Origin of the sequence: Methylobacterium sp. 88A (assembly GCF_000376345.1) — a bacterium.
Taxonomy (GTDB): Bacteria; Pseudomonadota; Alphaproteobacteria; order Rhizobiales; family Beijerinckiaceae; genus Methylobacterium; species Methylobacterium bullatum.
The window spans coordinates 4,371,338-4,383,306 of sequence record NZ_AQVT01000001.1; the positions used below are offsets into that span (position 1 = coordinate 4,371,338).

Consider the following 11,969-nt stretch of genomic DNA (forward strand, 5'->3'; position numbering starts at 1 on the left):
GTCCTGTCGGAGGCGCGGTCGCTGAGGGACGCGGCGCCTTGATCCATCGATCGGCTCGACGAAGCCCTCGCGGGCCCCGGTCGCGAAACGATCCCCTGAGAGCCCAGGCGCACGCGCCCGGACGGCCCTCAGGGGCGGATAAGGAGGAGAAGGCCGACGAGGAGCGCTCGGGGACGCGCATGACCGCGCACCGCCGCGAAGGCGGTGTCTGCGGTTCCCTGCGTGGAGCCGGCGCTGGCCAAGGCTCGTCTCTCCCGAATGGCGTAGCGGGCGCGCGAACGATGCGACCGAACGGCTTCGTACCCCTCGACGCCCCCGTTGACAAGGATCGCCCCGCACGCGCCGCCGTCCATCACATCTTCGTGGGCAGGGATCCGGCCATTGTCGCGTGCCGGTTCGCGACTAGCTTGACGTTCGTCCGTTCAACGGCACGGCGTGCGCCTCGTACCGCGCCGACAAAACAATATCGGAAGGAAACACCCGTCCATGTCGCGCACTTTCCTGCGTCGAATCGTGCTGCCCGGCCTCGTTCTGCTTGCCGGCACCGCCCCCGGCTTTGCCATCGACCTGACCAAGACCATCGATATCGCGGCTCCCCCGGCCAAGGTCTGGGCGACGATCGGCGATTTCTGCGGTATCGGCAATTGGCACCCGGCCATCGCCAAATGCGAGCCCTCCACCAAGGGCGGCACGATGCTGCGCAAACTCAGCCTCAAGGGCGGCGGCGCCATCGTCGAATCGCAGACGGCGCGCGACGACAAGGCGATGAGCTACACCTACGCCATCGTCGAGAGCCCGCTGCCGGTCTCCGACTATTCCTCCACCCTCGCGGTGAGCCCGAAAGGCTCAGGATCGACGGTGACGTGGACGGGGACCTTCAAGGCCAAGGGTGTCCCGGACACGGTGGCGACCGATGCCATCACGGGGATCTACGAGTCCGGCCTCGCGGCCATCGCCGAGAAGGCCAAATGACGCGCTCGCGTGACGGGCTGACGTGACGGTCCGACACGGGGTCCGGGATCGTCGCCGGAGCCCCGGCTGCGGTGATTGACCCGCCCCTCGCGTGAAGGCAAGAACCCGGCGCGGCGTCCATGCCGTGCCGGCCATCGCGCCGGAGCGTGAAGGAGAGCCGCCGTGACCAGGAACATCGTGCCGCCGCAACCGGCCAGCCTGATGCTGGCCATCGGCCTCGCCGCGGGGCTCGGAGCCTGCACCTCGTCCGGCCCCTCTCCGAAGGCGGCGGTGGCGCCGGCCGCCGCCCCGGTCGCTGTCGCCTCGGCCCCGTTGCCGGCAGGCTCCGGCTGCGGTCCGAGCATCGCCCGCACACAGGCCGTGGTGGACAGCGATGTGGCCACCGGCAACCTCAACGCGCCGGTGGGCGCACGGTTCTCCTCCGACCTCGCGCGCGCCGCGGAAGCCTGCGCCGCCGGGCGCGAGCGTGAGGCGATCGGCCTGCTCGCCGCCGCCAAGTCACGCTACGGCTATCCGTAGGCTCGGGCATTCGTTCGGGATCGCCGCCCCTCACGCAGCAGGTGACCCGACCCGGCCCCACGGCGCGGGCGACGCCGAAGCAATCGCCCCCCTCGCGAAAGTGTGACCCTGCCTCGCGGCGAATGGGGCCGGGTCGTGCGACGGCAAAGAACGCAGGCGAGATCCGGTTTATCTCACGAATCCTCTCGGAGGATTGCAGCCATGCCCCCGCCTTCTCGACGACCATTGGCGAGGCTTCGGTCGGCGACTGGAAAGCCACACCCGCCACATCCTCGCTGCGCTGCCATAAAAGGGCCGGGAAATCTCCTAGTGTCGGGGGCGACAAAATTTCGGTGACAGGCCCCGCGACGCATGAGCTCAGCGCCCAACAACATCACGCGCCTGCCGACCGCCAGGGCCACGGCACTCGAGTCCAAGGAGGCGGTGACCAAGGAAGAGCGGGCCCGGTCCAGCGAACTGGCGGTGAACGACGACCGCGAGATGGTTCCCCGGCGGGACGACGACGCGAGGCGGGAACTGGCGCTCGATGCCGGCGAAGACGAGACGTTTTCCCTCGTCCCCCTGCCGCAGCCCGAACATAACTGGAGCCACACGCTGCTCAGCTTCGGCATCGTCGTGATCCTGCCGCTGTGCCTGCTCGGTCTGTACTTCCTGTTCCTCGCCACGCCGCAATACTTCGCCGAATTTCGCTTCTCCGTCACCGAGGTGACCCCGTCCGCCGGTCCCCTCGGCGGAGGGGGCAGCGGGGGCACGACCGCGGCGGCGGTCGCCAGCGCCATGGGTGGCCACAGCGCGGCAGCCGGCGGCGGCACCGCGCAGAACTTCGTCGTAATCGACTATCTCAAGAGCCGTCAGGTGGTCGACGAGCTGTCCCAAACCGTCAATGTCCGAGAGATCTACAGCCGTCCCGAGATCGATTGGCCGAACCGGTTCGACAGGAGCCGGTCGACGGAGCACTTGGTGCGATACTGGAACAAGATGGTCTGGGCGAATTTCGACCCGCTCACCGGGCTCGCCTCCGTGGAGATCAAGGCGTTCCGGCCCGACGATGCCCTGACCATCGCCAACCAGCTGGTCACCTTGTCGGAAAACCTCGTCAACAAGATCGCCAAACGCGCCGAGGAGGATGCCGTCAAGTTCGCCGAGCAGGAGGTCGTCCGGGCCAAAGCCGGCCTCGACAAGGCCCGCGCCGCCATGGCCGAGTTCCGTGAGAAGGAAGGCGTGATCGATCCGATACCCAGCGTCGTCTCGGGCAACACCCAGCTCATCGGCACCCTGCGCGGATCGGTGTCGCAGCTGGAGGCCGATTACGACACGATCCGGAGGCAGAATCTCAGCGAGTCGGCACCATCGGTCGTGGCACTGAAGTCCCGCGTCCAGGCCGCACGCGAGCAGCTGGCTTCCGTCGAGCGCGAGGTTTCGGGCAGCCGCTCCGGCCGCAACGTCCTGGCCGGCGTCGTCGCCCGATTCGAGGCCCTCGACATGGACCGGCAATACGCGCAGGCGATCCTGCTCACCTCGCTGCAATCCCTCGACCGCGCTCGGGCCAGCGCGGCGGCCCAGCATCTCTATCTCACCCCCTACGTTCGCCCGGCCCTGCCCGAAAGCGCGGGCGGCCCGCGCGTCTTCCTGTCGATGGTGCTCGGAGCCTTCATCCTGGCGGCGATCTGGTTCATCGGCCTGCTCGCCGTGCGCTCGATCGTGAACAGCCGCGCCTGAGCGGGGTCGGCCTTCGGTCGTCATGACCGTCGGCGCGGCCTCGGCCAGAATTCCGGCCTCGTGACGAGGCAACACCCGGCACGAGGTGCCGGTCTCGCAACCCGCCACTCCGCGTCACCCGGCATCCTTGGATCGCGACTGAACGATGGCACATTCCTCGATCGTCCTTCCGGTCGCCCCCTCCAAGCAGAGGGCACGGCCATGGCTGACGATCATGACGGCGTTGATTGTCCGTGATTTCTGGGTCCGCTTCCGCAATTATCATCCGGCCCTGGGCGTCATTCTATTCATCGAGCCCGTCATCCTCGTTGTGATGATTGCGGGATTGCGAATCTATCTCTTCGGAAAGGAGCCTCCCTTCGGCCCCTCGGTTCTCCTGTTCATGGGGACCGGCGTCTTCCCGTTCTACATCTTTCGCCGTTGCGCGCGCGGTGTTCGTGCACAGAAGTCGCGAGCGAAGGAGTATTACTTCGTCAAGCCGTTCGATTTCCTATTATCGAGATTCTTCATCCATCAGATTCAAAACTTCATGCTGATGGCCCTGTTCTTCTCGTCGCTCTATGTATACGGGATACGAGAGGCCATGCCCTGGGCTCCCGAAAACTGCCTTCTGAGCCTGACCGCAGTCGGCTGCCTGGCCTTCGGAATGGCGCTCGTCAATTCGACCATCCAGTCGTATTTTCCGGGCTGGGGTAGAATCTATGGCTTCCTGAGCCGTCCGATGATGATGTTCAGCGGCGCGTTCAAGACGGTCGACCTGACACCGGAGCCCGTGCGGACGATCTATTCTTGGAATCCGCTCTCGCATGTGATCGAGCTGTTCCGCGTGGGATTCTACCCCAATTATCCCCATGCCAGCTTCGATGCCATCTATCTCACCAAATGGTGCGTCGGCATGATTTTCGTCGGAATCCTGTTCTACAACAATAAAGCCAAAGACTAAATCGGACCCCTCTCCACCTACGGCTCACCGAGCGTCAGCCCGACCTTCATCACCGCGCCGTCCTCCTTGTCCGGATGGACCGCGAAGCCGAGGCTGCGGCACACGGCCAGCATGGGGCGGTTCTCCCGGAGGACCGTGCCCTCGATGCGCTGGAGCCCCTCCGCCCTCGCCCAGTCGATCATCAGCTGCATCAGGGCGAAGCCGAGGCCGGTGCCCTTGCGATCGCTGCGGATGAGGATGGCGTATTCGCCGCTCTCGTGGTTGGCATCGGCATGGAGGCGAACCGCGCCGAGCATCGACGCCGTCTGCGCGTCGATGGCGACGAAGGCGATGGCGCGGGCGTAGTCGAGCTGCGTCAGCCGCGCCAGGAAGGCGTGGTTGAAATCGCGGACCGGCATGAAGAAGCGCAGGCGCAGATCCTCGGCGCTGACCTGCTCGAAGAAGCTCTTGAACAGCCCCTCGTCCTCCGGCCGCACCGGGCGCACGGTGACCTTCTCGCGTTTCAGGACGAGGTTGCGCTCCCATTCCACCGGGTAGGGGCGGATGGCGAAGCGCGGATTGCGGGTTCCGCCGCGCCGCTCCGGGGCCGGGCCGACCAGCACGCGGGCGTCCAGGGCCAGCACGCCGTTGGCATCGGCGAGCAGGGGATTGATGTCGAGCTCGCGCACCTCCGGCAGGTCGGCGGAGAGCTGGGCGAGCTTGACGAGGACGAGGCCGAGCGCCCTCCGGTCCACCGCCGGGACGTCGCGATAAGCGGCCAGCCGCCGCGCCACGCGGGTGCGGTCGATGAGTTCGCTGGCGAGCCGGAGGTCGAGGGGAGGCAGGCTCAGCGCCCGGTCGTCGATGACCTCCACGGCGACGCCGCCCCGGCCGAACACCACCACGGGACCGAAGACGGGATCCTCGGCGAGGCCGGCGATGAGCTCGCGGCGCTTGCCCTTGCGCACCATGGGTTGGACCGCGAACCCCATGATCCGCGCATCCGGCCGCTGGCGCCGGGCACGGGTGAGGATGTCGGCGGCGGCGGCGCGCACATCGGCCTCGCTGGTGAGGTCCAGGCGAACCCCGCCGACATCGGATTTGTGGACGATGTCCGGTGAGACCACCTTCAGCGCCACCGCGCCGCCCTCGGCGATGATGGGCCAGGCCGCCGCCGCGGCGGCATCGATGTCGGGGGCGAGCGTCAGCGGCACGCTGTCGATGCGGTAGGCGGCCAGGAGGCTCGCCACGGCATGGGGATCGAGCCAGGTCTCCCCCGCCTCAATGGCGGCCACCACGATGGCGCGGGCGGCCTCCACGTCGGGGGAGAATTCGCGCGGCAGGGAATCCGGCGTGCGCATCAGGTCGTCCTGCGCCTCGCGGTAGCGGACGAGGTGCATGAAACCCTCCACGGCGTCGGCGTCCGTGGCGAAGCGCGGGATGCCGGCGGCGGCGAGCACCGCGCCGGCCTCTCCGTCATCGCCCACCGTCACCGCGAAGACGGGCTTGCGCCGCCCGCCCTTGCGCCGGGCCGCGCTCACCGTGTCGGCGATGGCCGCGGCGACGCCGGCGCTGTCGGAGCGGGCGGTGGGAACGTGGATGGCCAGCACGGCGTCGTTGGCGGGATCGGCGAGAAGGGGCCTGAGGGCGTCGGCATAGGCTTTCGCATCGGCCTCGACGCCGAGATCGGTGGGGTTGCCGCCGAGCCCCGCCGCGGCCAGCGTGCCGCCCCGGTCCGCGAGCCTGTCGGCGGCGAGCGCCCCGATGCCTTCGCCGTTCCCCAGGATGGCGAGGCGCTGGCCGGGAAAGGGGCGCTGCCGGCCCAGCGTCTCCACCGCCGAGAACATGGCGTCGAGCCCGTCGACGCTCAGCAACCCAGCCCGCCGGAACGCCGCCTCGTAGACCGCATCCGGCCGGGCAAGGGCGCCGGTATGGGTGACGGTGTGGCGCAGGGGAGCCGCGTGGCGCCCCGTGCGCAGCACCAGGACCGGCTTGGCGCGGGCGGCGGCGCGGGCCGCCGACATGAACTTGCGCGCGTTGGGAATCACGTTCAGCGACAGCAGGATCGCGCGGGTGTGGATGTCGGCGGCGAAATGGTCGAGGCAATCGGCGATATCGATGTCGCAGGCGGTGCCGAGGGACAGGATGGCCGAGAATCCCACATCGCGATGCGCGGCCCAGGCGACGATGCCCGCCGCCACCGTGCCCGATTGCGAGATGAGGGCGAGATCGCCCGCCTTGGGCGCCGCCGCGAACAGGCTGGCATCGAGCTGCGCGCGCGGCACGGTCAGGCCCATGCTGTTGGGGCCGAGGAGACGCATGCCCCATTGCCGGGCCCGGTTGCGCACCGCCTCGCAGAGATCCTCCGGCAGATCGGAGGTGAGGATGACGGCCACGGCGGCACCCCGCAGCCCCGCCTTCTCCACCCAGCCCTCCACCTCCGCGGCCTGGGCCACGATCACCACGAGATCCGGCGTTTCGGGCAGGTCGTCGAGGGTGGGAAGGCCCGCCTCGCCGATGAGATGGACGGGGCCGGCGAACCCGGCCTTCCCCAGGTTGCCGACCACGGCCTGGCCGAGCGCGCCTTGACCGACCGCGCCTTGGCCAACCGCGCCTTGGCCGAGGCCGACGACCGCGATCGCCCGCGGGGCGAGCAACGCCTCGAAGCGATAGGTGCTCATGGACTGGCGTGACCTTCGATCAGACCGGGGCGACGGCGTGCGACATCGCGCCGAACGGCAAGGTATAGGGCGCGGATCACTCTCGACCGGGGGAACCACATGTCAGAACCCACAGCTTACGAGATTTCCTGCGCGATCGTCGAGGCGATGCGCTCCCTCATCACCCTGGGCCTGAGCCAGGGCACCGCCGGGAACGTCTCGGTACGCCACGGTGACGGCTTTCTCATGACACCCTCGGGCATCCCGGCCGATGCGCTGCGCCCGGAGGACATCGTGCCGATGAGCATGGAGGGGGAGCACGGCCATGCCCTCGCCCCCTCCTCCGAATGGCGCTTCCATCGCGACATCCTGCGGCGGCGGCCCGAGATCGATGCCGTCGTGCACGCCCATCCGACCTATTGCACCGCCTTCGCCATGTGCGGCGCCGAGATTCCCGCCGTCCATTACATGATCGCGGCCGCCGGCGGCCCGACGATACGCTGCGCGCCCTATGCTCCCTATGGAACCGAGGACCTGTCGATCGCGGCGGTCGCCGCCCTCGACGACCGCCTCGGTTGCCTCCTGGCCAACCATGGCATGATCGCGATCGGCCGTAATCTCGGCAAGGCCTTGTGGCTGGCGGTAGAGATGGAGGCCCTGTGCCGCCAATACGCCGTCGCCCTCCAGGTCGGGAAGCCGGTCATACTGTCCGACGCCGAGATCGCGCGAACGATCAGGCGCTTCGAAAACTATGGGCCACGGAGCCGCACAGAAACGCCTTGAGTTCGCCCTTACGTCCAAGGGCTCGGGCCGCGATGATTACGTAGAGGTTGCTCGGCACGCGCCCTCGGAGGCCGTGACCGGCCTCCCGACATCGGGTTTTCCAGAAAATTTTCTTCCCGGCGCGGTCATTCGGCCGCCCCGCCGGCCGCGTCGGGCACCACATGTGCGAGCCGATGCCCCGTGTAGTTTTTTACCGCATCGCGCATCTGAAGTTGCGAACGTGAGCTAAAAGAGCTCACCAACTAGCATAAAGGTTCCAGTTTCACAAATAACTTTTGAAATCTCTGTTCAGTTCGATTTTTTTTCCAGCCTAGGGAGTTAAAAAAGTCTCCCCTCACGCAAAGATCGTCGGCCATTCCTCAGATGCCGAAAGCTCCCGCAGCACACCAGAAGCTTCCTTCAAATTGTTGCGGTTACCCTGGTCTTGCCAAAGCCTCTTGCGCTTTGTTAATGGCTATCATACTAACTGCCTAGTCAATTCAATCTGAAGACAAGACCTTTCGGCCAGGCTCCATCGGCGCCTGGCAGCGGTCTAAGGCTGTCCTACTTTCGGGGGTGCGCGTGGAAATCGAAAACGACTTCATGGCGGATTATATTGAGCTTACGGCGGATATCGTCTCGGCATTCGTCAGCAACAATTCCGTGCCGGTTTCGGACATCCCGGCCCTCATCGCATCGGTTCATGCGACCTTGGGCAGCCTGACGACGGCGAAGACGCCGGAAAAGGCCGAGCCGCTGACCCCGGCCGTGTCGATCAAACGCTCGATCACGCCGGATTTCGTCATCTGTCTCGAAGACGGCAAGAAGTTCAAATCGCTGAAGCGCCACCTTCGGACGCGCTATTCCATGACGCCGGAAGAATATCGGGCGAAATGGAACCTTCCGAGCGACTATCCGATGGTTGCTCCGAACTATGCGGCCGCACGGTCGGAACTGGCGAAGAACATGGGGCTCGGCCAGCAGCGCAGGAAATCCCGCGTGAAGGCACCCGTCGTCGAGGCACCGCCGACACCCGCGCCGCGCGGTCGTCGCCCTCGCACGGCCACCAACGCCTCCTGAGCCCGACGAATCTGTGGCTCGCCTCACCGAGGCACAACCTCACCCCGAGGAGCAAGACTTCCGGGTGAAAGACTTCCGGGTGCGAGGCAACGGCCACGACGGAGCCACCAGGACGCGGTTCGGTTTCCGGAGCGCTTCGTCCAAGGCAAGTGAAGCAGCCGTGCGTGTGACGAGCGGATGGAATGACCCATTCTCGCTGGATCAACGATCCCAAGCCGCTCGACATGTCTCGCGACGATCGGGACCTCCTCGGACAAGCATCGAACCAAGGTGCCCGAAGCACCTTCGGGGCGAAACAGCCGCAGCCGCGAACCTATCCACAGGAGAGTTGTGGGGCCGGTGACTGTCCGGCTCGTCACGACAACCGACCATACCCCCGCCCGTTGTTCGGCTTATCGAAAAAACCGAGCCTACTTTCGCGATAAATTTGAATGAAACTCATTCCTATCTATCCTATATAATAAGAGATCCCGAGATCGGGACATGATATCTGTCAAACGCCGGCGGGACGACAAGATCTGTGCCCGATAGGACCGGGAATCACACCGGATCTCTTTGAGAGAGACTGAGGACGCGCCGTCCCTGGTCATGCCGCGAGACGATCGTGGTCCATCCGGCGGTCTTTCGCCGCCGTGCCGTTAGGCCTGTCGCAAGGCCCTCCCTGCATTCTCGGAAAACAGGCGGCCGGTGCGGCCGCCTCGAAGGCGGGAAGGGATGCGCATGTCCGGTCGATCGAGCCTCGTCGCGCGCCTGTTCTGGACCACGATCGGCGGCGGCGGCTTCGCCTTCTGGTTCGGACTACCCGCCCTGGCCGCCACCGGCCTCTGCCTCGGCCTGATCCTGCTGCATCGCCTCGACAGGCCCGCGCGTTTCAGGCGGACGGTCCGCCGGCTCGCGCGCACCCATGCCGAGACCCTTGCTCTGCGCCGCCGCCAGGAATGTTTCGAAGACGCCTACGGCAACCGGATCGACGACGGCTGGCTGCGGGAGCGGGATTACTTCGCCGAGCGGACGATCCTGCCGCATCTCGACGCCATGGGGTTCACCGATCTCGCCGATACCCGCTGGCAGACGGTCCTCGACATCGTGGACGAGGTCGCTCTCTCCGTCGATCTGCCGGACGAGGACGAGGCGCCGGAGGACGGCATCGCCTATGAGCGCTTCTGCGCCGAGGCCCTGCGCGAGGCGGGCTGGTCGGCGCGCCCGACGAAGGCCAGCGGCGACCAGGGGGCCGACGTGGTCGCCGAGCGCTCAGGCATCCGCCTCGTGCTCCAGTGCAAGCGCTACACGAAGCCCGTGGGCAACGCGGCGGTGCAGGAGGCCTCGGCGGCGGCGCGCTACTGGCAGGCGGACATGGCGGCCGTCGTCTCCAATGCCGGCTTCACCCCCGCCGCGCGCAGGCTGTCGGGCGCCACCGGCGTCCTTCTCCTCCACCACGACGCCCTGCGCGACCTCGCGCCCATCCGCAGATCGCGGCGGCTCGACGCCGAGCCCGCCTGAGAGCCCTTCGATGGGACCTCTCGGCGGCGGCGCATACCAAAGTCGGTCATCCGCCAAGGTCCATTTTCCCAAGCCGACCCCCTCATCCTGAAGTACCCTTTGCTTGAGCAAAGGGCTTCGAAGGAGCCCTCAAGTCTTCGCGCGATCCCTGGAAGCCTCCTTCGAGGTCGTTACGCCGCGCTCATGCTGAGGGGAAGCCTTGGAAGAACATCTCAAACTGGCCCTGACGCGCGAGCCTCACCCCTCCGCGAGGGGAAGCCAGGCCCGCCCGTCGCGGGCGAGCAGGGCATCCGCCCCCGCCGGTCCGTCGCTGCCCGCCGCATAGGTCTCCACCGGAGCATCCCTCCAGGCCTGGATGAGGGGATCGACGGCGGCCCAGCCCGCCTCGATGGCGTCGGCCCGCTGAAACAAGGTCGGGTCGCCGACCATGCAATCGTAGATCAGGGTCTCGTAGCCGACGCTCGGCGCCTCGGCGAAGAAATCGCCGAACCGCACGGAGGAGATGACCGCGCCGAGGCGCATGTCCGGCCCCGGCCGCTTGGCGTTCCACTGGGTGCTCAGCCCCTGGTCCGGGTCGATGTGGAGGTGCATGACGTTCGGCGCGAGAGCGGTGCCCGCGAACAGGCCGTGGCTCGGCGGCTTGAAATGCACGGCGATCTCGGTGAGGCGCCCCGTCAGGCGCTTGCCGGTGCGCAGGTAGAACGGCACGCCGGCCCAGCGCGGGTTGTCGATGGTGAGCGTCAGGGCCGCGTAGGTCTCGGTGCGGGAATCGGCCGAGACGTCGGCCTCCTCGCGGTAGCCCCGCACGGCATGCCCCTGCTCTTCGCCGGGCGCATACTGGCCGCGCACCGCCCGGTCCGGCGTCGCCGGCCGCACGGCCTCCAGAATCCGCGCCTTCTCGTTGCGGATGTCCTCCGCATCGAAACTGCCGGGCGGCTCCATCGCCACCATGGACAGGAGCTGGAACAGGTGGTTCGGCACCATGTCGCGCAGCGCACCGGTGGGCTCGTAGAAGCCGCCGCGCTGCTCCACGCCGATGGTCTCGGCGGCGGTGATCTGCACGTGGTCGATATGGCCGGCGTTCCAGATCGGCTCCAGCATGGCGTTGGCGAAGCGCAGCGCCAGGATGCTCTGCACCGTCTCCTTGCCGAGGAAGTGGTCGATGCGGAACACCTGACTCTCGTCGGCCTGGTTCAGGATGCGGGCGTTGAGGGCGCGCGCCGAGGCGAGATCGGTGCCGAAGGGCTTCTCGATCACCACGCGGCGGAAGGCGCCCTCCCCCTCCTTCAGCAGGCCGGCGGCGCCGAGCTGGTCCACCACCGGGCCGAAGAAGCGGGCGGAGACGGCGAGATAGAAGATCGCGTTGCCGCCGATGTCCCGGGCGAGCCGCTGATACGTCTCCGCCGCCTCGAAATCCCCCTTGGTGAAGGTCAGGCGCTCACGGATGAAGCCCCAATGGGCAGGATCGATGGAGTCCGGGTGGAATTCGGAGGTGTGGTCCTCGGTGAAGGACTGCATCGTCTGCGAGAGGTCGTCGCGCCATTGCTCGCTCGTGCGGTCGTTATGGTCGACCCCGACGATCTTGAGCCCATCCGCCAGCAGGCCGTCCGAGGCGAGGTTGTAGAGGGCCGGCATCAGCAGGCGCTTCGTCAAGTCGCCGGCCGCCCCGAAGATGACGAGGGTGCATGCCGGCGCCGTCCTGACCTCGTCGTTGGCGCGGGGCTGCTTGCCGTCGTTCACTGTGGCATCGGGATGGATCATGGGACGGGACACTCCGGGCATCGACGGCGGCGACGCCGGTCAAACCGCCGATGCCCTGCGCCGTTCCGACGGAT

General features: G+C 67.2%; 9 protein-coding genes. 7 read left to right on the forward strand and 2 right to left on the reverse strand.

Going from position 1 to position 11,969, the window contains the following annotated elements; all coding sequences use genetic code 11:
* Nucleotides 1-486: 486 nt before the first annotated feature.
* The 4 genes from A3OM_RS0120845 (at nucleotide 487) to A3OM_RS0120860 (ending at nucleotide 4,153) form a co-directional block, all read left to right on the forward strand.
* Complete coding sequence (locus A3OM_RS0120845) at nucleotides 487-972, forward strand: SRPBCC family protein (RefSeq protein WP_018045728.1); 486 nt, start codon at nucleotides 487-489, stop codon at nucleotides 970-972.
* A 201-nt stretch (nucleotides 973-1,173) separates the two neighbouring features.
* Entirely contained in the window at nucleotides 1,174-1,491 is a 318-nt protein-coding gene (locus A3OM_RS0120850; protein ID WP_043764995.1) for a hypothetical protein, read from the forward strand.
* 351 nt (nucleotides 1,492-1,842) lie between these two features.
* Nucleotides 1,843-3,210, forward strand: coding sequence for a hypothetical protein (locus tag A3OM_RS0120855; RefSeq protein ID WP_018045730.1), 1,368 nt, complete (start codon nucleotides 1,843-1,845; stop codon nucleotides 3,208-3,210).
* 145 nt (nucleotides 3,211-3,355) lie between these two features.
* Nucleotides 3,356-4,153 (forward strand): ABC transporter permease, encoded by a 798-nt coding sequence (locus A3OM_RS0120860; RefSeq protein WP_018045731.1) that lies wholly within the window; start codon nucleotides 3,356-3,358, stop codon nucleotides 4,151-4,153.
* 17 nt (nucleotides 4,154-4,170) lie between these two features.
* On the opposite strand, the gene A3OM_RS0120865 is transcribed toward A3OM_RS0120860, so the two are convergent.
* Nucleotides 4,171-6,813 carry a bifunctional acetate--CoA ligase family protein/GNAT family N-acetyltransferase gene (locus A3OM_RS0120865; RefSeq protein ID WP_018045732.1) on the reverse strand — a complete coding sequence of 881 codons (2,643 nt, stop codon included), beginning with the start codon at nucleotides 6,811-6,813 and terminating at the stop codon, nucleotides 4,171-4,173.
* A gap of 99 nt (nucleotides 6,814-6,912) precedes the next feature.
* Here A3OM_RS0120865 and A3OM_RS0120870 point away from each other — a divergent pair, with 99 nt between their 5' ends.
* From A3OM_RS0120870 to A3OM_RS0120880, 3 genes are all read left to right on the forward strand, one after another.
* Nucleotides 6,913-7,575 carry a class II aldolase/adducin family protein gene (locus tag A3OM_RS0120870; RefSeq protein WP_018045733.1) on the forward strand — a complete coding sequence of 221 codons (663 nt, stop codon included), beginning with the start codon at nucleotides 6,913-6,915 and terminating at the stop codon, nucleotides 7,573-7,575.
* A 582-nt stretch (nucleotides 7,576-8,157) separates the two neighbouring features.
* Nucleotides 8,158-8,634 (forward strand): MucR family transcriptional regulator, encoded by a 477-nt coding sequence (locus tag A3OM_RS0120875; RefSeq protein ID WP_018045734.1) that lies wholly within the window; start codon nucleotides 8,158-8,160, stop codon nucleotides 8,632-8,634.
* Between the two features lie 720 nt (nucleotides 8,635-9,354).
* Nucleotides 9,355-10,134 (forward strand): restriction endonuclease, encoded by a 780-nt coding sequence (locus A3OM_RS0120880; protein WP_026176261.1) that lies wholly within the window; start codon nucleotides 9,355-9,357, stop codon nucleotides 10,132-10,134.
* Nucleotides 10,135-10,371: 237 nt separating this feature from the next.
* On the opposite strand, the gene zwf is transcribed toward A3OM_RS0120880, so the two are convergent.
* Nucleotides 10,372-11,895 (reverse strand): glucose-6-phosphate dehydrogenase, encoded by a 1,524-nt coding sequence (gene zwf, locus A3OM_RS0120885; protein ID WP_018045736.1) that lies wholly within the window; start codon nucleotides 11,893-11,895, stop codon nucleotides 10,372-10,374.
* Nucleotides 11,896-11,969 lie beyond the last annotated feature (74 nt).

Bases quoted from the DNA above. Each gene is read 5' to 3' on its own strand.
- A3OM_RS0120845 (WP_018045728.1), top strand. From the start codon at position 487: ATGTCGCGCACTTTCCTGCGTCGAATCGTGCTGCCCGGCCTCGTTCTG.
- A3OM_RS0120850 (WP_043764995.1), top strand. From the start codon at position 1,174: ATGCTGGCCATCGGCCTCGCCGCGGGGCTCGGAGCCTGCACCTCGTCC.
- A3OM_RS0120855 (WP_018045730.1), top strand. From the start codon at position 1,843: ATGAGCTCAGCGCCCAACAACATCACGCGCCTGCCGACCGCCAGGGCC.
- A3OM_RS0120860 (WP_018045731.1), top strand. From the start codon at position 3,356: ATGGCACATTCCTCGATCGTCCTTCCGGTCGCCCCCTCCAAGCAGAGG.
- A3OM_RS0120865 (WP_018045732.1), bottom strand. From the start codon at position 6,813: ATGAGCACCTATCGCTTCGAGGCGTTGCTCGCCCCGCGGGCGATCGCG.
- A3OM_RS0120870 (WP_018045733.1), top strand. From the start codon at position 6,913: ATGTCAGAACCCACAGCTTACGAGATTTCCTGCGCGATCGTCGAGGCG.
- A3OM_RS0120875 (WP_018045734.1), top strand. From the start codon at position 8,158: ATGGCGGATTATATTGAGCTTACGGCGGATATCGTCTCGGCATTCGTC.
- A3OM_RS0120880 (WP_026176261.1), top strand. From the start codon at position 9,355: ATGTCCGGTCGATCGAGCCTCGTCGCGCGCCTGTTCTGGACCACGATC.
- zwf (WP_018045736.1), bottom strand. From the start codon at position 11,895: ATGATCCATCCCGATGCCACAGTGAACGACGGCAAGCAGCCCCGCGCC.